The sequence below is a fragment of the Microbacterium testaceum genome (assembly GCF_006539145.1).
Classification (GTDB): Bacteria; Actinomycetota; Actinomycetes; order Actinomycetales; family Microbacteriaceae; genus Microbacterium; species Microbacterium testaceum.
This window is the reverse complement of record NZ_BJML01000004.1, coordinates 147,509-167,421: the sequence shown is the minus strand read 5'-3', so window position 1 is coordinate 167,421 and position 19,913 is coordinate 147,509. Positions and strand designations below refer to the sequence as shown.

At 62.6% G+C, this 19,913-nt stretch carries 19 protein-coding genes; 10 read left to right on the top strand and 9 right to left on the bottom strand.

Annotation, left to right across the window (positions count from 1 at the left end):
• Positions 1 to 305 precede the first annotated feature (305 nt).
• Both MTE01_RS08260 and MTE01_RS08255 read right to left on the bottom strand, forming a co-directional pair.
• Positions 306 to 740, bottom strand: coding sequence for a hypothetical protein (locus MTE01_RS08260; protein ID WP_141376788.1), 435 nt, complete (start codon positions 738 to 740; stop codon positions 306 to 308).
• On the bottom strand, positions 728 to 1,804 hold the full coding sequence (locus MTE01_RS08255; protein WP_141376786.1) for a hypothetical protein: 1,077 nt from the start codon (positions 1,802 to 1,804) through the stop codon (positions 728 to 730). The genes MTE01_RS08260 and MTE01_RS08255 overlap by 13 nt, the downstream gene beginning before the upstream one ends.
• Before the next feature lie 459 nt (positions 1,805 to 2,263).
• On the opposite strand from MTE01_RS08255, the gene MTE01_RS08250 reads away from it, so the two are divergent.
• On the top strand, positions 2,264 to 2,689 hold the full coding sequence (locus MTE01_RS08250; RefSeq protein WP_141376784.1) for a hypothetical protein: 426 nt from the start codon (positions 2,264 to 2,266) through the stop codon (positions 2,687 to 2,689).
• An 84-nt stretch (positions 2,690 to 2,773) separates the two neighbouring features.
• Here the strand turns inward: MTE01_RS08250 and MTE01_RS08245 are convergent, their stop codons facing one another.
• The gene (locus MTE01_RS08245; protein WP_170210652.1) at positions 2,774 to 3,157 is read right to left on the bottom strand and encodes a type II toxin-antitoxin system VapC family toxin; all 384 of its coding nucleotides are present in this window, start codon (positions 3,155 to 3,157) and stop codon (positions 2,774 to 2,776) included.
• Positions 3,154 to 3,420, bottom strand: coding sequence for a hypothetical protein (locus MTE01_RS08240; RefSeq protein WP_141376780.1), 267 nt, complete (start codon positions 3,418 to 3,420; stop codon positions 3,154 to 3,156). Before MTE01_RS08240 ends, MTE01_RS08245 begins: the two co-directional genes overlap by 4 nt.
• Positions 3,421 to 4,019: 599 nt before the next feature.
• Between MTE01_RS08240 and MTE01_RS08235 the strand changes: the two genes are divergently transcribed.
• From MTE01_RS08235 to MTE01_RS17010, 3 genes are all read left to right on the top strand, one after another.
• Entirely contained in the window at positions 4,020 to 4,298 is a 279-nt protein-coding gene (locus MTE01_RS08235) for a hypothetical protein (RefSeq protein ID WP_141376778.1), read from the top strand.
• 48 nt (positions 4,299 to 4,346) lie between these two features.
• Positions 4,347 to 4,595, top strand: coding sequence for a hypothetical protein (locus MTE01_RS08230; protein ID WP_170210651.1), 249 nt, complete (start codon positions 4,347 to 4,349; stop codon positions 4,593 to 4,595).
• A gap of 1,114 nt (positions 4,596 to 5,709) precedes the next feature.
• Entirely contained in the window at positions 5,710 to 6,438 is a 729-nt protein-coding gene (locus tag MTE01_RS17010) for an acetoacetate decarboxylase family protein (protein ID WP_170210650.1), read from the top strand.
• Between the two features lie 298 nt (positions 6,439 to 6,736).
• Here the strand turns inward: MTE01_RS17010 and MTE01_RS08220 are convergent, their stop codons facing one another.
• Positions 6,737 to 6,979, bottom strand: coding sequence for a helix-turn-helix domain-containing protein (locus tag MTE01_RS08220; protein WP_141376772.1), 243 nt, complete (start codon positions 6,977 to 6,979; stop codon positions 6,737 to 6,739).
• Between the two features lie 1,090 nt (positions 6,980 to 8,069).
• Here MTE01_RS08220 and MTE01_RS08210 point away from each other — a divergent pair.
• The 5 genes from MTE01_RS08210 (at position 8,070) to MTE01_RS08190 (ending at position 15,828) form a co-directional block, all read left to right on the top strand.
• Positions 8,070 to 8,645 carry a hypothetical protein gene (locus tag MTE01_RS08210; protein ID WP_141376768.1) on the top strand — a complete coding sequence of 192 codons (576 nt, stop codon included), beginning with the start codon at positions 8,070 to 8,072 and terminating at the stop codon, positions 8,643 to 8,645.
• Between the two features lie 466 nt (positions 8,646 to 9,111).
• Positions 9,112 to 10,428, top strand: a complete 1,317-nt coding sequence (locus MTE01_RS08205; RefSeq protein WP_170210649.1) for an RCC1 domain-containing protein — start codon at positions 9,112 to 9,114, stop codon at positions 10,426 to 10,428.
• Positions 10,429 to 10,674: 246 nt separating this feature from the next.
• Positions 10,675 to 12,135, top strand: coding sequence for an RCC1 domain-containing protein (locus MTE01_RS08200; protein ID WP_170210648.1), 1,461 nt, complete (start codon positions 10,675 to 10,677; stop codon positions 12,133 to 12,135).
• 200 nt (positions 12,136 to 12,335) lie between these two features.
• Positions 12,336 to 13,919, top strand: coding sequence for an RCC1 domain-containing protein (locus MTE01_RS17495; RefSeq protein ID WP_141376762.1), 1,584 nt, complete (start codon positions 12,336 to 12,338; stop codon positions 13,917 to 13,919).
• A 334-nt stretch (positions 13,920 to 14,253) separates the two neighbouring features.
• Positions 14,254 to 15,828, top strand: a complete 1,575-nt coding sequence (locus MTE01_RS08190; RefSeq protein ID WP_141376760.1) for an RCC1 domain-containing protein — start codon at positions 14,254 to 14,256, stop codon at positions 15,826 to 15,828.
• 108 nt (positions 15,829 to 15,936) lie between these two features.
• Here the strand turns inward: MTE01_RS08190 and MTE01_RS08185 are convergent, their stop codons facing one another.
• Positions 15,937 to 16,575, bottom strand: a complete 639-nt coding sequence (locus MTE01_RS08185; protein WP_103209633.1) for a hypothetical protein — start codon at positions 16,573 to 16,575, stop codon at positions 15,937 to 15,939.
• 212 nt (positions 16,576 to 16,787) lie between these two features.
• Here MTE01_RS08185 and MTE01_RS08180 point away from each other — a divergent pair, with 212 nt between their 5' ends.
• Positions 16,788 to 17,333, top strand: a complete 546-nt coding sequence (locus tag MTE01_RS08180; protein ID WP_141376758.1) for a P-loop NTPase family protein — start codon at positions 16,788 to 16,790, stop codon at positions 17,331 to 17,333.
• A 261-nt stretch (positions 17,334 to 17,594) separates the two neighbouring features.
• Here the strand turns inward: MTE01_RS08180 and MTE01_RS08175 are convergent, their stop codons facing one another.
• From MTE01_RS08175 to MTE01_RS08165, 3 genes are all read right to left on the bottom strand, one after another.
• Positions 17,595 to 17,885, bottom strand: coding sequence for a DUF6578 domain-containing protein (locus MTE01_RS08175; protein ID WP_141376756.1), 291 nt, complete (start codon positions 17,883 to 17,885; stop codon positions 17,595 to 17,597).
• A 29-nt stretch (positions 17,886 to 17,914) separates the two neighbouring features.
• Positions 17,915 to 18,724 carry an SDR family NAD(P)-dependent oxidoreductase gene (locus MTE01_RS08170; RefSeq protein ID WP_141376754.1) on the bottom strand — a complete coding sequence of 270 codons (810 nt, stop codon included), beginning with the start codon at positions 18,722 to 18,724 and terminating at the stop codon, positions 17,915 to 17,917.
• 220 nt (positions 18,725 to 18,944) lie between these two features.
• On the bottom strand, positions 18,945 to 19,709 hold the full coding sequence (locus tag MTE01_RS08165; protein ID WP_141376752.1) for an SGNH/GDSL hydrolase family protein: 765 nt from the start codon (positions 19,707 to 19,709) through the stop codon (positions 18,945 to 18,947).
• Positions 19,710 to 19,913: the final 204 nt, after the last annotated feature.

Sequence of the window (19,913 nt, the reverse complement as noted above, 5' to 3'; positions counted from 1 at the left end):
CGTTCGCATAGACACCCTTCAATGAGACTGCTTGCTGACACCCTATGTGAGACGGTCGGCCATTGGGAACGACAGGCCCGGATCGTTCGCGCCGGGTGTCTCACCAACCGATCCCCATCCGGACAGGCTTCGCGATGAATTGGAGACCCATACGGTTGGTCCCGGTGTTCAGGGTGGTGGCGAGTACCACCACCAACATCCCCCGCCGAAGCGAGTCTCTGTGGGGGCGGTTTGCACGTGGCACAAGACGCGCCCCCAGCGCATTAGCTGGGGGCGCGTCTGTGTAGGAGGTTTCGGAGAATGCGTCAGTCCGATGACCAGGTGTGGTCAAGGGTGCGTTGAGCTTGTTCCCGCCCGGAACTGGACCAGGCGTGACCGGAGAAGTCGATGACTATTCGGTCCGAGGCATACCCGTCTTCGAGTGAAGCCGCGAATGCTTCGGCCTGGTCGCGATCGGCGAATCGATAGAACTGGGCCCGGTCGCTCCGAGCGGCCTCCACGCAACCGTTCGTTTGGGGGCAGCTCGCCTCGGTGGTATCCCGTAACCCTTCGAATGCGTACCCAGCGGCAGAACCGCTGGCCCCCAGCTCCTGGAAGTAGCTGATGGTGAGATTGCGCTTGGGATCCACAATGTCCTGCGCGATCCGGTAGCCAAACCATCCGGTCGCCGCAATGGCCGCCAGGGCAACTGCTGCGACGACGAGCCGCGTCCGACGACGCGGTGGCGTCACCAGTTGCACTTGTGCCGCTGGGGGTTGTCGCTGAGCCAGTTGGCCTTCGGTGCGCGCCAACCCTCGAGGTTCCATGCCGTGCCTCCTGTGTACGGGGTGTACGCGCCGACCCGGTGGCAGTCGTACTGATGGCGATAGGTTGCCTTGGTGTTGAGGACGTTGGCTCCACGGGCCACAGCCTCATCCCACCCGTTCTTCTGGAGAATCTGCTGTCCCTTGGCCCATCCGGTAGAGGGGTCCCCCGACATCTGTCCGAGCTGGATGGCTCGACCCCACGATGACAGAACGAGATCTACCTGGTCTTTGTGAGGTTGGTACGTGGTGACTCGATCGAAAATGTTCCGCCCGGCATACGGGTCGGCCACGATCGGGTACGCGTAGCTACCGGACGAGTGATCCACCACCTGAGTCAGGGTATGACCATGAACTTCGAAGTGGGTGGGGACCTCCTGACCGTTTGCGTCGACAGCCCAGGGTGACTCAACACCGAGCAGGAACTCGGAATCTGCACCGATTGCCCATGCTGAACCGTTTGCGCCGAGGCTCAGTTCTGCGCCAGACGGCAAGGTGAGCTCGTAGTCGAATCGCGTTGGAGCCGAAGCGTCCGATACGACGGTGGAGAACTGCAGGTCCGCGCTGCTCTTCAATGCGACGGCGACCGAGAACTGCTCATCGTCATAGCCCACCACGCCCGGCTGAACCGACTGGGCGTCCTCCGCTGCAGAAGAGGTAGGCAAACCGATGGTGATGTCGCCGTAGGTGACGCCGTCCGCTGGGTTCAGAGGGATGGACACCTCCGAAGCGTTAATCGTCGCCTCAGCAACGACCGCGCTGTCCGGCTTGTAGCTGAGGGCGACGTTGTCTTCCAACACTGGCTGGATGACATCGCTCTCAACCGTCGACGTGATGGAGAGGGCATCTTTTAGATCGGTCTCGGGAGCGGTCTGAGCGGGCAACGCCGCGGCGGATAGCGGTGTGACGAGCGCACCGACGGCCAGAGCAATAGCGACACTTTTTGTCTTCACGCTCTCAACGTCGCAGAGCCAGACGAGACCAGTCCAGAGAAACTTCATATCATTATCGCAACGGACGCCAAGAAAATTTGAGGTAGATCAAGTACCTTCCCGCAAACTCGTGGCCACGTAACGACATGCGCAGTAGCTCGTCGCTCGCTTTCGGGGGGATGCGTGTCAGCGCCACGTGTTCGCTGAGTCGGTGTTCCTACCTCGTTCTACCGGGACACCGCGGCGCGTGCTGGTGTGTGTCCGCAGGAGAATCCCCTACCGGACACTCACTCGTCCCGCCACACGCGGGCGAGGTCCGAGCGCAGGATTGCGCGGACTCGTTGGCGTGTGAGTCCGATAACGTCGCGTCGCCGGCCCGTCCGATCATGAACGATCAGTTTCGAGCGATTGCGGGAACCTACAAAGAGAACCACGTGCCCGGCCAGGTGCGTTGCCTACCTCGACCGATAGATTGAAAGCGTGACAACAGCTCGCGCCCGTCTCCTCCGACTTCGATGGGCGAGCGGCTTGCTGATCACCCAGGGAGCGCTGATGGAGCTATCCGTTGCCATCGGCGTTGTAGCACTGCTGGCGCTGGGCGTCTCTCAGGGCTCGATCACCGATCGGGTCGACATCTTCGCGCTGCCGTACCTGAACGAGCACCTGTACCTGATGATGGCGATGAGCGGCGTGTTCGGAGTGCTTCGCATCACCGGCGCCATAGCTATGGCCCGAAACCGCATGTGGGGATTGGTGCTCTCTCTCTTCAACTGCGGCGTCACCCTGGTGCTGATGATCTTCCTCTTGCCCCCCGGTCTAGTAGACGGCATCCTCACCGGCACGGCTCTGGTGCTGATCCTCTCCGGCTGGCTACAGCTCCGCCCCATTGTCGACCGCGCTGAACTCACCGAGCAGACGGGCCGAAACTCCGACCCGAAACTACTCGTCCCGTAACTGAGTTTCGATACGGGCCGGTTTCTGGTGGCTCGACTTTCGCCTGCTGCGCAGCGAGCCAGAAACGCTCGTTTGTGGTGCGGTTCACACGCCGGGAAGGAGAAGGGCGGTACGGGTCGCGACGTTGGCCAACTGACGGTCGAAGGTCGCGAGGTACACATCGAACTGCTCGGCCGTGGCGAGCACGCACGTATCGGGCATCTTCAACCCCCACTGCGCGCGGAGCCGAGCCAGGGCTAGCGGCTCGTCGTGTCCGAGGTCCGCAACCTCGACGCCGATCCCTCGAAGATCCCGCCAGACCTGATCCTCCACGCCGCGCTTCGCCGGCCCCACCAGCACCTCAGCGGCGGTCAGCGGGTGGACGAGGTAACCGGAGGGGTTCTGCTCCAGGATCGCCACGGCGGCCTCGTGGTGGGCGTCTGCGCTGTCGAGGAAGCCGATCAGCACACCGGCGTCGAGGACGATCACTCGGACCACCCCTCGCGCAGCTCGTCGAGGTAGCCCGGTTCGTACAGCCCCGCGTGCTTGCCCGCGACCTCCCGGATGCGCGCGACGCGTCGCTCCGCGGCGAACTCATCGCTGGCCTCGATCGTCTTCGCGCCCAGCTCCAACAGATTCAGGAGCAGGGAGCTCTCACGGTCCTCGCGGGGCCAGTGCATGCGAGCGACTTCAAGCGCGTGCTGCACCTGGGGGGTGTGCGTGATGTTGGTGCGGGGGTTCTTGGTCGGCATGCTCAAGTGTAACACCTGCCGTCAGGTGTTACACCTTGGTGGCGTTGCCACAGGCTCATGGGAGACGCACGCCTAGTTCGTCGCGCTCGGTCTGGCCACAGCGACATCCGCAGCCTCCGCGATTTTCCTTGGCGTCACTGACGCGCCCAAAAGGAAAAAAGCGGACTTATTTGCCTTCGCTTCGCGAAGCTCGTTCTGAGTGACAGGCGACGCACACCCTGAACGACAGCAACCAAGAACGCCCCCGGAAAACCCCGGGGGCGTTCTTGTTCCCCAACTCGCTCTGGGCAGTCTGGAAGCACTCGTCACCGGGCGGATCTTGACGCGCATTACTGACGGATCACGAGACCTGGCTGTGGATAACGATCGGCCTCAATGCTTCATGTTGCGTACGCTGCACGGTCATGGATGAACTGAGCTTCGCGTGGGTTCGCTGTCCGAACTGTCTGGGCTCCTGCGACCCGGTGGCCACGGCGAGATCCGAGTTCTGGCGTTGCCGAGCGTGCGGGCAACCCGCGATCGCCCGGCAACGTTGAAGTCGACGCCGGGTTGCAGAGAGGGCTCCCGCCCGGGTCATCTAGCTTGCACATATAGAACACATGTTCGATACTTTCGCCATGCGTGAAGACGGTCCTCGCTGGCATCCCCAGCTTCTCGCACGCGAGACCTCACCCGCGCATTGGGTGATGTTGAACGCGCGCGATCAGGTGGCCGGGACGATCGAGCTGCGCCGCACAGATGACGGGCCGCGCTACCGGGTCGAGGCAGCCGGCGGCGAAGTACTCGGCTGGGCGACGACGCTCAAAACGGCCACGGAGCGGCTGCACCGCGTCATCATCTCGGCGAGCGTGCCCGGTGGCAGGATAAACGGTTCGTGACCGTCTACAAGGCGTGAGGGGCCGCGCGTGGTGCAAGTGTGGTCGCCCATGTCACAGCTGCAGCGCACCCCCGAGCCGGGGGTGTGGTTCATCTTCGACAAAAGCAAGCGAATCGCGATCGTCCGCGTCGTCGAGGTGCACGGCTGCAGACTGCTGCGCTCGGTGACGTTCGATGCTGACCCGGCACGGCGTCAGCTCATCGGCTACTTCCCCGAGGACGCAATGCGCCTGGCGGTGGAGTGCACCTGGTCGGAGTACGTGCGGGCCACGGGCCCGTCGACGAGCAACCGGAAGTGAAGCTGTCCATTGCATGGTGTTCGCTTCGAGCGTGAGGTGACACGCCGCCGCCGCGGAAGGGACCCACACTCGGAAGAGCATGGTCTGCGTTGATGCGGGAATAAGAGGCCACACGGTGCAAAACGCAGGGTTTCTAGAGGCATCGATATCGATCGGGGACGACCAAGCGACTCCGTCGTTTGTGCTAACGGCAAGCGTTACCTGCTGGACTCTTGACAAGGTGCTGGAGAACTCGACACCCAGGGTCCAATCGATGACTTGGTCGCCTACGTTGTGGACTTCAATGGCGAATGCGTATGCGGCTGTCTCGTCGTCGAATCGCGGCGAGGTAAGCGGGGACGTAGCGCAGGCAGAGGAGCGGCTCTTGGTCAACTGTCCAAGAAGGATGAGGCTGCGCGCGCAAGGTCGCTCGATCGGGAGAGTGGGCGCCGTGGTGGCCGCAGCAGTTCCGATGACCTCTAGGGCCAGAAACGCCGCAGCCGATATGGATGCGCGCGTTTCCGGGGGCGTGAGATGAAGAGTGCTCATACCCCCTCCGTAGTGTGTTGCAGGCGACAGGCTCGCCTTATCGAACAGATTTCTCAGCCAGGCAAGCAACCGCTCGGGTGTTGTAGCGGAGCTTCTCTGGCATTTTGAGATGTTGGCGGTCCTCAGCTGTCAGGCAGGCCATTGCCTTAGTGCGGGTCTCGAACCGACGCGCGGATCTCGGCCAAACACGACACAGAGGGTTGATAACAACTTGAGCGGACCGAATCGGGTCGCAAAGGGTTTTAGACACCCTAGCACCTACGCGGCCTTACGCAACCCTCCACAAGTACTCAGTTGGCCTCGCTCGCTGGCCCAGAGGGTCCGGTACGCCGCAGGTCCGACCCCCAGGGCGAGGTATGCATCAGCCGGAGCAGTCATAGCGGAGTCGTCCGGCCCGAAGGATTCGCACCGCCACCGGCGCGCCGGACGGTTCAGGCGAGGAGCTTTCGGTGAGTCAGCGGCGCGAATAATAGAGTCCCGCACCGTGGTCCGTGTGCGCTTTTGGGGGCGCTACGAGCGGAGCTATGCTCACCCCGTGTTGCCATCAGACGTCCGACAAACGCTGACTACGCCTGCAAATGTGCCAGTGATTGCCTTCTCGGGGGCGCGTCAGATCGAACGAAGCATCGTGCGCGTCGACTACGTGACGGACGAGCACGCAGCGCGCAAGCTTCTACCAGAGCCGCTAGAACTCCCTCTGATTCCGCGGGCGAGCGTGTTTTTCACCCAGTTTTTCCAGTCGCATGGCGATATCCCTCTCCTGGAGGTCAGTCAGTCAATCGAAGCCATCAGCCCTGACGGCTCGGTGGGGGACTACATTCAGTCCGTCTACACAGACAACGTGGCCTCGATCATCCATAACCGCGATGCGTACATACAGCCCATCCTGTACGGGGTCGGATCGCTTACGCACCGTGACGGAGCGACCAACTTTTCGCTGACAGTCGGCCAAACCGTCGTGGTTCGAGGAAGCGCTGGATACCGGAGTGAGCCCATGCTCGATCAGGACGCGGTCGAGTTCCTACAGCGGCCCAAGTTTTATTTGAAGGTGCTCGGGCGGCCCGCGCTAGGAGAACCAGCGAAACCGACGCTGTTCAAGCTGCGGAACTCCAACGTCGACGTAAGCGAGGCGTATGTCGACGTAAGCGAGGCGTATGTCGACGTAAGCGAGGCGTATAAGGTCCCGGCGACGCTCACCCTTGATGGGCACATCATGGCACCCTTCGACCAGTTGCCGGTTCTGCACATCGACTCGTGCCATACGTTTGCGACCACCTGGTCTCTCGGTGAACTGGAAGTCATTCACCGATACTGAGCAAACAACGCACGGGGTGCAAACAAGGGGCGTCAGCGACGCACATACACATGGTTCCGCTTGGCCCTGCGCACATGTGAGCGCATGAAACCAGACGCCCGACAAGCCGCCGGGTTGGCATCATTTCGACCCTGACACACAATCTGTGGGTCGCGTCGGAGCTAAACCCGAGCTGACTACCGACCTCTGCGGGTATGAATCACCCCTGCGTATGCACCAGCCGATGCCCAGCCGAAGGCCTCGAACGCGCGGAGCCGTGTTCGGCGATCTTCCGATCAGGCGCAGCGTGCATCGGCCCCTAACTCGTTGCTGCGGCGAGCCCCGAGGGGCGCCGCTCGGCGACGTTCGACGAACGGGCGATGTGCTCCACCACTTCATCTCGCACGATGACCCATTTTGACCCGATGTGGTAAGCCGGCAGCTCCCCGGACTGCAAGTACTCGTAAACGGTCTTGCTGTTGAGGCCGAGCACGTCCGCAAGATCCCTCGCAGACAGGATCGGCGGATATTCAGCGAAGAGGTGCTCGAGGTGGCTGTGCATGGCGCTCCTGGGGTAACGGACTCGTCACAGCTTACGGCCGTTCACCAAGAAACGGCCTGGTCCGGCGAGATTTTGCGCCAAACGTCCCGGATCGGAACTGGAGTTTCGACGAGAAAAAACTTGTTATAGACCTACGAGGTGAGCTAGCGTCCAAAAGGGTCCGTTTCGGGCCATTGCAAACCGAAGGACTCCCATTGGACTGTCTCGTACCGGTCACGCCCTCGCCGGCTCTGCCTGCAATTTCCTCTTCGGGCGGGTCAAAACTTGCCGCGACTGGATCTCACTTAGACACGACCGTCGTCTGTGTGATCGCTCTCGCTCTCCTCATCTGCGGCGCGCTCATGCTCATCCGCGCCCGCCGTCGCCGTCGCCGCAGCCAGGTTTTGGGGACTCACTCAGCAGCCGCCCCAGGAATGGGCGTGGCGTTGTCGAGTGTGCTCGGCCTGGTACTGCTCCTCGGCGCCGCCATCCCAACACCCGCTGCACACGCCGACACCCCTCAGCAGTGCAACGCCATCACCGTGTCTGACGTCCAGATCGACTCATCCGCGCTCGTCGACGGAGCACTCCAGTTGCTCCCTGGTACTGACCCGGTCACAATCCGTGCGTCCCTAGGAAACGCAACGAACGTGCCCATTACACTCACCGCGCTCGCGCAAGCCGACACAGCAGTCGCCTTGACGCAGCAAATCCTGTGGAAGACGGATAGCTCGAGCGGGACCTCTGTCGAGACCCCGCTCAGCGACTCAGAGACGCATCCGCTGGGCACCCTTCAGCCGGGGGAGAGCACGACAGTGACGTTCACCCTCACGCTTCCCGCGTCAGTCGGGAATGAATATCAGGGACAGACAGTGTTGCTCAGCCTCTCTGTTCGAGCTGTTCAGCAGGGCTTCTAAAAAGAACCGCTCATGTCATGTTTCCGCCTCTCCCGACACCTTGGCCACCACAGGCCCAGCACATACGCTCCCCGCTTCGTGCTCGCCCCGGCGTAAGGCGCACCGTTTTCTTGACTTCTATATCCGACCAGTTGCACCCACTCAGACGCCCAACATGGGTGCCTGGTAAGTCACCGCACCAGAAAGTAGAACTAATGTCCACAACAAAAGCCGCCTTCTCTAAGAAGAAGGTCCTCGTCGCGTCCATCGCCCTGCTCACCATGGGCCTGGGGGGCACTGTCGCCACCGGTGCGTACTTCACCGCCGACAAGACCGTCGCCAGCAACACCCTCGCCGCCGGCACCGTTGCGATCGGAAACATCGGCGACGACGCATCCTCCACCGCCCCGCTGACTTTCAGCAACGTCCTCCCGGTCGCGGACTCGGACGTTGCCGCCAAGGCGAAGACGTTCAACATCAACGTCCGCAACAACGGAACGGCGGCCATCGACTGGAAGGCGGCTGTCAGCTCGACCTCGAGCGACTTCGCAAAGCAGGTCAACGTCCAGTACAGCACCGACGGTGGTACGACCTGGTCCAACAAGACAACCGCCGACGCCCTCTCAAGCGTCTCCATCCCGAGCTCGTCTTCGCTCGCTGCCAGCGGAACCGCGGTCATTAAGTTCCGCGCATGGCTTCCCGCCAGCACCGACAACTCCGCGCAGAACAAAACCCTGACGTTCACGCTTTCGGTGAACGCAATCCAGGCTGGCGCTCAGTTCCCTGCCTAAGTCGGCCGCCGCGGGGGGCGCCAGCTGTCTGCTGGCGCCCCCGCTCTCCACCCACGCCACATAGAAACCTCGCACCCTCCTAGCCGAGCTCACCCCGCACCGTGCGGCGTGCCCGGACTACGCCATCTGGCTTTTGACGTTTTCAAGACCCGCAGGAGCTGATATGCCCCCCACCCGCTCAACCAGCAACCGAGTTTGGTCATCACAGGGTCAATCACGTCACCTTTCTGCACTCCTTCTTGTCGGCGTTCTCCTTACAGGAATTGTCGCGACGCCGACCTCGACCGGGGCCTGGTTCACCGCAGCTAAGAGCGTTCCAAGTAACTCCCTGACTGCGGCTCAGCTTCAGCCCGTCAACGGCCTTAGCGCGGTCAAGACCTCAGCCGGCGTCAACTTGTCATGGACGAGCGCTCTGCAACAGCCCTGGGCATCGAGTAACTCTGTCGGCGTCGAGCCGACGTACACAGTGACACGCACACTGAACGGGCAGTCCAGCCCCCTTGGTTCCACAACGAACCTGTCCATCACAGACCCATACAGCAAAGGCGTCTCCATCACCCCCGTCACGTACGACGCGGGGAGCACATTCGCGGGATACGTCAAAAACGACGGATCCGTCATGCTTTGGGGATATGACGAGAATGGGGCCCTTGGAAACGGCCAGAACTACAACCCCACCCCGCAAAAAGCTTCGATTCCGGACAATAACCCCATCATCAGCATCGCGTTCGCATCCTCAACGGCTGTTGCCCTGAGTTCGAACGGCTCCGTATGGATGTGGGGATATGGTGCACTGGGATGCGGCGGAATATCACGGACACCCGTGCAGGCGACGATGCCAAACGACGTCTCGCCCATCGCCGTGTCGCTAGCCGGTGACTGCGCCCTCCTCGTACTGGACAAATCTGGGACCGTCTGGGCCCGATCCGGGTCTTCTGGGCAAACCAGTTTTAGCAGTATCCCCCTCCCCGGCGGTCTCACAGTTAAGCAGCTGACAAAGTCCCGCACAGTCCTGGCTACAGACGGAACCGTGTGGGGGTGGGGCCCCAACAGCTCCGGCCGCCTCGGTAACGGCACACGCACTGACAGCGACACTCCCGTCAAAGCACAAAACATCTCCGTACCAATAGCTCGGCTCGCGGCAGACGCCAGCAACGTCGTCGCCCTCGCGGACAGATCCCCCACCTACTATGCATGGGGTGATAACCGATGGGGACAGGTCGGAAACGGATATAGCAATTTTGGCAACGAAGGGCTTTATGTCACAACGCCCGCCGCGGTGACCAAATCGGGAATATATTGGGTCGAGGTTCAAGTCTCGAATTACGTAGCAACCCTCCGCGCGGATGACTACTCGGTCTGGGCAATGGGCTCGGACCGAAACGAACGGCTCGGCACAGACGACAACGTCTCCGACTACTCGAACCAACCCCAAAAGATGCCTACCCCAAGCGGCGTCACTCCGTGGAGAATTTTCATGGGGGAGTCTGAGAGCTACTATTTCGACAGAAGTTCCAGCGATCTTTACGGGTGGGGTTTAGTCGCCGAGGGAGGCCGGGCGTACTTTGGAAACAACGACTCCTCGACGCAGTACTACAAGACGCCAAAACGCGTTCAAATCAACGCTATTAGCGCTCCGCCGGACACTCGCGTCTTTTGCAAATCGGGCGAGAACGTGAACAGCGACGGGTATTGCGAGCCAACTCAAAACCCTGAGTATTCCGTTTCGTACAAGTACCAATCATGGCTCTCAGGCCCAGCTACGGTCAGTCCTCAGAATTGAGGATGGGTGAAGAATTCGGACGGAGACAAGGTGATCAGAGTTCGCGCTGAGCGAGGTCTCAACTCGCCGCGGCCGACCAGACGCGGCGTTCTCGCTACCGCTATTCGCGGTAACCGGTACACACCCCAACGTTCTCGTCGCCTCGCAATGACAACCCTCGCGATTACCCTCGCAGTGGGGGTGTTCGCGGCTCCGGTCTCGACAGGGGCGTGGTTCACGGACGGTCGCAAAGTCGTGAGTAATTCCATGAGCTCCGCAAGCCTTCAAGCCGTCGCCGGACTGACAGCCAAGACCGCCTCCAACGGGGTCACGGTTTCGTGGACGAGCGCACTCCAACAGCCTTGGGCCACGTCGAACAACGTCTCAGCAGAACCTCCATACACCATCACCAAAACAGTCGATGGGAAAACCACCACACTCTCAACAAGCACCACTACCACGACTTACACCGATGCTTACCCTCTTGCCCAGTCAGGGAAAGCGCGCAACTTTGATGTAGGGAGTAAATGGGCTGGCTACGTCAAGTCGGACGGCAGCGTGTGGACGTGGGGATTCAACACGTACGGCGTCGGCAACGGAAATCAAGTGGCAAATACACCACAACAGGTTCTGTTCCAAACCAGCCCGCAGATTACCACCATCAGCATGTATGACAGCACGGCGGTCGCAACGGCGACGGATGGTTCCTTCTACGCATGGGGATTCAACGTTAATGGCGGATGTGACAGGAACGGCGCGGACAGCCCCCGACAGCTCCGCCTGCCCTCGAACAAGAGCGTAAAAGACGCAATTGCTGCAGGGACGTGCACCATCATTGCTGTAGACACGGACGGAAAAATCTGGCAACGAGGGGGATCTTCTGACAGTGGAACCTTTTCGCCGAGCAGCACCAGCTTTGCGCAGATCACTCTGCCCGGAGGGAGATCTGTTAAACAGTTGACAAAAGCCGAAACGGTCCTTGCCACAGATGGAACAGTGTGGTCATGGGGGACGAACAAATCCGGTCAGCTCGGCGACGGGACGACGACGAACAGCACTACTCCTGTACAGGCGCAGACGCCAGTAAAAATCAGCCAGATTTCCGCGGATACCAACTCCGTGGTTGCCATTGGCGAGGACGGCCTGATCTACGGCTGGGGTGATAACTCCACTGGACAGCTAGCACCCTCGGGCAGCAGCAGCAGCGTAATTACCACCCCAACCACTGTAAGAGTTCCTCAAGGCCATCAATGGGCGGATGCGCAAACACAATCTGGGACAACAACAATCATATCGTCGGACGACAAAAGCATGTGGAGCGTCGGCAAAGGTTCGTCGGGGAAGCTCGGAAACGGGACAAACCCGAATGTTTCGACAGACTTCGTGCGTGTGAACAATTCCTCGTCTCCAGCACCGCGAGACATCTTCGTAGGAACGGCGCAGAGCTACTACGTGGATTCGTCCGACAATCTTTGGGGATGGGGCACTGCGTCCGACAGGACATACACATTCTTCGGCATCAATGATAGTACGGGAAATGTATTCTACTTGAGTCCGAAACGCCTTCAGGATTCGCTGAGCTTCAAGCGGGGGGGCGGTCTTGGCGGATGCAGTTCAGGAACGCTTAATAGTGAGAACTACTGCGTACCTACGGGAACTGCCGTGTACACAGTTAGCTATGCATTCAGATCGTGGGTTTCTTCGACAGCCCAAGCGACGGCGCAATAACGCTTTAAGGCTGAACGTTCTTCGCAATCCAGCAACACGCGAAATTGATCTCATTCCTAAGCTGGGAGCAGGGTTTCTCCCCCACGAATCCCACCACTGCTCCCATCGCCGCCGCGCACAGCGGCTAGCTGAGGGGAGGCGCAACCCCTATCAGCCTCCCCTCAGCATCCATTCCGCGACCAACGAATTTAGGAAATACAATGTCAAAGCCAATCCCTTCTCGACGACGCGCACGTATACGGTCGAGCATTGCGGCGGCCGCTCTGGCATCAGTCGTCGTAACCGGATTGTTGGCCCCAACTTCCGCCACGGGTGCGTGGTTCATGGCATCGAAGGAAGTCAGCGGGAACACGGTTGCCTCAGCAACTCTGGGCGCTCCGACCAACCTAGCCATCGCGCCGGACAGCACGAGCGGGAACGTCGTGTCGTGGTCATCTGCTACGTCGCAGACCTGGGCCCAGGCAAACGGCATATCCAACGGCATCACTTACAGCGTGCAGCGCACTCTGCCCAGTCAGCCCCCGACGACCGTGTATACCGGCACGGGTCAGTCATACACAGACCCCTCCTCCGCGCCCACGGCTACGCAATTCGTTCAAGTTTCGGCAGGCTACAATCACGTCCTCGCCCTTGCGCAGGATGGAACGGTGTGGGCCTGGGGAACAGGGGATCATGGACAGCTCGGTACTGGCGGCACCTACGATTCGACGCTTCCCGTCTACGTCCCCCTGAGCGCCAAGGCCAAACAAGTAGAAGCTACCTCAGGGGGCTCCTCGCTAGTACTCCTCGAGGATGGGTCTGTTTGGGCTTGGGGGCGTAATACCTTCGGGCAGCTGGGCGACGGATCGACGACAGAACGCTATTCCCCGGTACAAGTGATTTTCCCTGCGGGGGTCACAATTGGCGCGCTTGGGGATCTATCGAACGCCCTCTACGCAAGCTACGCGATCACCCCGACTGGTACCTTGTACTCGTGGGGTAACAATAGTCGGTATCAATTGGGCCTCGGTGATACGGTCAACAGGGTCTACCCAAACGCCGTTCCCGATGTCACCGTCAAAGCCGTATCGGCCGGGTGGGACCATGCCGCGGCGCTGAGCACCGGAGGAGATATCCTGACCTGGGGCGATGGTTCGAAACGTCAGCTAGGTCGGAACTCTTCGGTGAAGAGCAAACCATCGGCGGTTTCTTTCCAAAGCCAAGTAGGCGCGAACGGATTCAAGCAAGTCTCGTCCGGAGTGAATTTCGTCATTGCACAGGATTATGACGGACGAGTTTGGACGTGGGGGTCAATGCAAGATAATGTCTCACCTGTTCGAACTCTTCCGGAAGTGATTGTTTCCGGTGGATTCAATTACATCGACGCAGGAGGGTATAGCGCCTGCGCACAAAGGACCGATTCGCAAGTACTGTGTTGGGGTTCGAACGACGTGGGACTATTGATGGACGGAACAACGACATCGAGCGCTACACCGGTCACCGCCACGTCTGCCACCTCCAAAAGTCTCACGTCGCTCAGCATCTCCAACTCGCAAGCGTTGGGCATCGTTCAACCATCCCAGGTCTCCGGAACAAACATATGGGCCTGGGGAAACGGCCCCCGCGGTAGCGGGGATGGGTCCACTCTTGGCTCTCCGTCACAAGTTCGTGGCCCCGGCAGTTGTCCTTCCGGCATGGCGCTCAAGAACGGATATTGTGCCCCACCACCCGGAACGCGATATTCCGTGAGTTACACATACGCCGGGTGGCAGTCGGGCGCGGCCGAGGCCACCGCGGACAAGTAGCTTTCGCTCAGACGCTAGCGCCCCCGGACGAAGTGGGCGGCTGGTGGGCGGAGGATCGGCTGGGGCTTGTGAGACCGCAGATCAACGCGCACCCCCGTCCCACGTTGCTACGCGAGGTTCTTGATGAGCGTCACGGGTCGCGGTCAGCTGCAGGCGCTGCGACGGACTGTGGCGCGAACGATACGCTTCTCCCGATTTGGTCCATTTGGTCCCGTTCTGGCCCGATCTGTGAGGAAGGGCGGGCCGCGAATGTGTCGACCCACTGCACGACGAGGCGACGGCCCAGCGGCGGCGAAGCTGCGCAACCGCTCAGCGGACGACTGAAGGAGTTGAAATGCGACCGCCCACCCATCGGCGATTCGGACTGTTCACGGCCCGGAAGCTTCTCGCGACGACGCTGATCGTCGTGGCCGTGGCTGGTGTCATCTTCCCCACCTCCGCCACGGGCGCCTGGTTCACTGACGCGAAGTCGGTGCCGGGCAATTCCCTGACGTCGGCAACGCTCGACGCGCCCCCGAATTTCCGCAACACCTGGAGCTCGTCCTCTGGGAACACGCTCTCTTGGGACAGCGCGACGTCGCAAGCCTGGGCGACGGCGAACAACGTCACGTCGGGCATCACCTACCGCGTCACCCGTCATGTGGGCTCCTACCCCGCAAAAGATCTCTACACGGGGTCTGACACCTCTTTCACCGATCCGAATCCGCGAGGGCGCAACTTGCGCTATTCGCAAGTTTCGGCGGGGCAGAAACACACGCTGGCGATCGATGAGAACGGGTACATCTGGGCGTGGGGATACAACGGCAAGGGCGCTTTCGGTGACGGAACGACGACGTCGACCGACACCCCCCAGAAGACGGTCCTCCCGACGGGGCGCACTGCCATACAGATAGCAACCGGCAACATGTGGTCCGCTGCCCTGCTGGACGATGGAACGGTCTGGACGTGGGGATACAACGTCGGCAATCTCGGTATCGGCAACACCGACAACCAGGTGCTCCCCCAGCTCGTGGAGTTCCCGAACGGCGTCCGGATCACGTCCCTCGGCCAAATCTTGGGCGACTCCCAGACGATGTTCGTCATCGATCAGAACGGTGCGGTTTGGGATTGGGGTATGAACGACCGTGGGCAGCTCGGCGACGGCAGTACCAACAACACAACGAGGCCGCATGTCATCCCGGACCTCCGCGTCCGCTACCTGTCATCGATGGGCGCACATGTCATCGCGGAGGGAACGGACGGCAGTGTGTGGTCGTGGGGTGACGGGAGCGACGGTCAGGTGGGCGACCACAGGTATCAACAACGTCTTACGCCCTACCGAGTTGCCATGCCATCGGCCGCGGGCCGCGTCGAGCAGGTCTCGTCCGGCGGCACCTACTCCGTCGTCCTGGATTCGAATGGGGCCATCTGGATGTGGGGTTCGATAAAGGTCGGCGCATCGTCACAGTTGGATCCGACGGCCATTTCTACGCCTCGCCTTCCGAGTGGCGTGCAGGCCGCGCAGGTGGCTACGGGCCCCGATATGCCTACCGCGAACCCCTCCTACTTCATTCCGAGCGTGCTCATCGGCCTTTCGAACGGCGCCATGCTCCAGTACGACATCGACGACGACAACGGCGTACTCCGCTACAACCTGGTGCTCGATGGCCATTTCATCACGGAACTCTCCGTCGGTGGTGCGGAACGCGTTGCTCGAACGACGGATCAATCCACCAGCGGACTGAACTTCTGGACCATCTCCAGTTCGGGCAAGCAGTCGGATGCAGGGGTCGTCTGGTCGCCCGTGATCTGTCCGTACATGACACGGAAAGCCTCGGACGGCTCCTGTGTCTGGGATGGGCAGCTGAGCTACTCCGTCGATTATCAGTACGGGCCCTGGCGTTCTGACTGCAGCGGTCTCGTCCTATAGGGCAAGCTGCACCGGAGGCAAGCGCCCACGGGCTTCGGCAGGTGAGCGAAGCCGGCTGAGACGCCCTGCGGCGTTGCTGTGCTCGATGCTGGATGTGGGCGAACGGTGTCAGAGGCCGAGAACGGCCAGCGCGACGGTCACCGTGATGTCGTCGGCCGGCGCGTAGGACTCGCTGCCCGAATCATCGTGTCGACCATCGTGCAGCTCGATCGACACACCGGGGACGTACACGTTCGAGTATCCCGGGCTGTCGGCGGCGCCGTCCGTGGTCCACCGGATGCCGAGACCACCGACGCCGTCGAGGCGGGGGTCGTCGATGGGGGTCGCGGTGAGGTGGAGCATCTTGCCCTGCATCGCCAGCGCATCGCGGGTCGGGATGTCGTCGGCGGCGCTCACGGTCACGCTAGCGAAGGGTCCGTCGTCAGGTGCCGACCACTGGCAGAGGACTCCATCATCGGCGATGCTTTCGCCGACGAGCGTCATCCCGCTCACGAAGGACGGGATCACGCCGGTCACCTGCTCGCAGCTCGTGATGTGCGGGAAGGGTCTGGTTGAGTCCGTCGCTGCGTCGTCGGAGGTGCCCGTGTCATCGGTCGACGCGGCGTGATCCGGGGCGAGGCTGTCCCCCGTGTCGTCCACGGCGGTCGCGCACCCGGCGAGGAGGGACGTTGCGATCACACAGGTGACGAGGCCGGCCGTCGCTCGGCCGATCGGGTGATGGCGGAAGGGGGTCAGGTCGAGCGTCATCGCAGTCCTCAGAGCAGGAAGTGGTGTTATCGGTCGATAACACTACGGCAGGCTCTTCGCCATCCGCACGGCGTGTTCATTAAAATTCGATGAGTGATTGCCGCCCCGCACAAAGCCCCCCGCAGCCTTCCGGTCCCAGCGAATACCGGCCATCTTTTGCGTGCCGAAGGCGGCCACGTCGACAGCCCCCGGCCCTGACGGAGATCGACGAGATGCGTCCTTCACGCGTGCACATCCTGGGTGCGAGCGGTAGCGGAACGACAACCCTCGGTCACGCGCTGGCCGCACGATGGGCGGTGCCGCATGCCGACGCGGACGACTACTTCTGGATACCGACCACTCCCCCGTTCCTGCGCAAAAGGGACGAGGCGCAGAGGGTGGCGTTGATGCGCGAGATGTTCGTGTCCCGTCCCGCGTGGGTGTTGTCAGGGTCGATGCTCGGGTGGGGTGAGTCGGTCGTCGCCGAGTGCGACGCGATCGTCTTCGTCACGTTGGACCCGGCGGAACGCCTGCGCCGGCTGGAAGAGCGCGAGATCGTCCGTCGCGCAGGCCGACCTCACGACGACGACGCGTGGCGCGTCTTCAAGACGTGGGCGGAGGGATACGACGACCCCACCTTCGACGGCCGTAACCGTGTCGAGCACGACAGGTGGCTCGCGGCGATCGGCAAGCCGGTGCTCCATCTCGATAGCCGGTCGACGGTGGAGGAGTTGACGGATGCCGTGTGCGGGTGGGAACCCGCTGGCGCGACGTCCTAGCGTTTCGTCTGGTCGACGTCGACGAGCCACCCTCTGCGCACGCGCACCCGCTGTTCACCGGGCTCGGGCCCGTCGGGGCCGTCAACGGAGACCGGACCATGCGACTCGTGCCGCTCACCCGGAACCGCATCGGTGGGAATCAGCTCGACCGCGTGCGGCACGGGCTTGGACACACGCATCCATCGTGATGGGCGCAACCCGAGGAAGACCGCGCCTCCGCGGTCGCCGAGTGAGGACGGCGGGAGGCCCACGTCCACGGGTTCACGTCATCCCGCGGTGCACCGTACCCGGGACGACGGGACTCGAACGGGTCACGGTGTCTTGCAGGACGATCTGGATGACCGTGACGCGGCCTTGGACGCGATCGTTCGTGGTGGCCTGGGGATGCCGCCGCTCGAAGGCGCCGACCGTCGCGGCAAGCTCGGCGCCGAGGTCTCGGACGAACTCGTCGGAAGGCGTCCGTCTATGAACCACGAAGTCCACTTCGTCACTCAGGGTGAACGGGTCACCGCAACAGTCCCACTCCGTCGAATCCAGCCAGACGCGCGTCATACCGTCCACGCTCAGGGCGCGGGTGTCGCTCAGTCGCTCCGCACCCACCCTGCCGTCACGCCCAGCACGCGCGAACCGTCCAGGTCGCCCAGCGAGAGACCTGCGAACTGGGTCGCAGCGTCCGAGGTCTGCCAGCGGAAGCGCGGCGCCGACGTGGTGGCCGCCTCGACGACGGTCTTCGCGGCATCTGCCGCCGACTGCGCCGACGCGAATGACGTGGCCGCGCGATCGAGGTACGCCTGCTGCAACTCCGCGTACGGGCCGGGGGCCGCGCGGTGCACCGAGTCGACGAACGACGAGGCGACGGCAGCCGGTTCGACGATCGATACGTCGACACCGAACGGCGCGACGACGGGGGCGAGCGACTGCATGAGCCCCTCGACGGCGAACTTCGCAGCGCAGTACGCGTCCGAGAACGGCTGTCCGACCGCTCCCCCGACGCTCGTCACGGTGACGATGCGGCCGCTCCCCCGCTCGCGCATCCCGGGAAGGACCAGACGGGTGAGACGCGCGACGGAGAGGTAATTCGTCTCGAGCTGCTCCTGCAGCTGGTCGTCGCTCACCTGCTCGAGTGTGCCGACGGCGCCGCGTCCGGCGTTGTTCACGAGGATGTCCACGGGTCCGGCGGCATCGATCAGGGCGCGTGAGGCCACGGCATCCGTCACATCCAACGCCCGGATGTCGAGTTCGACGCCCGCCTCGGATGCCGCGGAATGCAGGGCGTCGGCACGCCCGGTGTCGCGGACCGTGGCGATGACCGCCACCCCCTGATGCGCGAGCTGGATGGCGGTGTGCAGGCCGATGCCGCTGGTGGTGCCGGTGACGAGTGCGAGAGTCATGGTTTCATCATGCGCCTCGGATCCCATGTGTGCGGTGTGCGGGGGTTGTCCGGAGGACGATGCCAGGGTGATCGCGTGGAGGTGACGAAACGACGGGTGCCTCAGATCGTCGTGACAACGGCGTCGTGCGCCTCACGGTGAGCATCGACGGGTTGTTGCCGCTCGGCAGGTGAGGGGAATGAGCGGATGCCAAGACCCGGCGTTCTGGGCACGAGGTGACTCAGCCGCGCGGCATGAGCTCCACCCACCCGCCGCCGAACTTCGCCTGGCGGCCGTCGCCGGAGGAGGTGCCGGTGAGGCGGCGGCGCACCCACGGGGCCACGTGCTCGCGGTAGTACGCCGAGCCCTTCAGCCGCTGCGTCTCGGGAATCTCTTGCAGGTGCCACCACTCCGCGGGCGGGGTGAGGCCGACCGACTCGATCACGCGGGCCGCGACCCGGTGGTGGCCGCGGGCGTTCATATGGAGACGGTCGACCGACCAGAACTCGCCGCCGGCCAGGTCGCGGTCGAACCAGTTGTAGGCCGTGATCACGTCAGGTCGGGCCTCGAGACGCTTCTCGACGGCGTGCGAGAGGCGATCCCCGCGGGCTTCGATGACCTTGCCGAGCGGAAGTCCCGCCGTGGGGTTCGCGCCCGAGAGCACGATGAGCTGCACGCCCTCTTCATCGCAGCGGCGCACGACGTGGTCGAAGAGGTCGACGATCCGGTCGATGCCGGTCCGCGGGCGCAGCATGTCGTTGCCGCCGCCGTTGAACGACAGGTGCGTCGGCTTCAAGGCCAGCGCCGGCTCGAGCTGCTGCGCGACGATCGGCTCGATCAGCCTGCCGCGGATCGCGAGGTTCGCGTACTCGATCGGCTCGCCCGCGGCATCCGCCCATCCCTGCGCGGCCAGGTCGGCCCACCCCCGGACGGTTCCGTCGGGCAATTCGTCGCCGACGCCTTCGGTGAACGAGTCGCCGATCGCGACGTAGCGGACGGATGCCATGGCTCGAGCCTACGCCGGAGCGCGGTGGGAGCCGGTCGCGGTGAGTCCCGGGTTCGGCTCGCGGCGCGGGGCGGCCCGCGCGCTGCTGTCAAAGGTGGTGCGAGGGCACCGACATCGCGGGGTGCAGGACGCATTCCCTCGTTCGGGGCGAAACTCTCCCGCCCTGAACGACGGATCCCGGCGCAGACGCCTGAGGCGCCACGG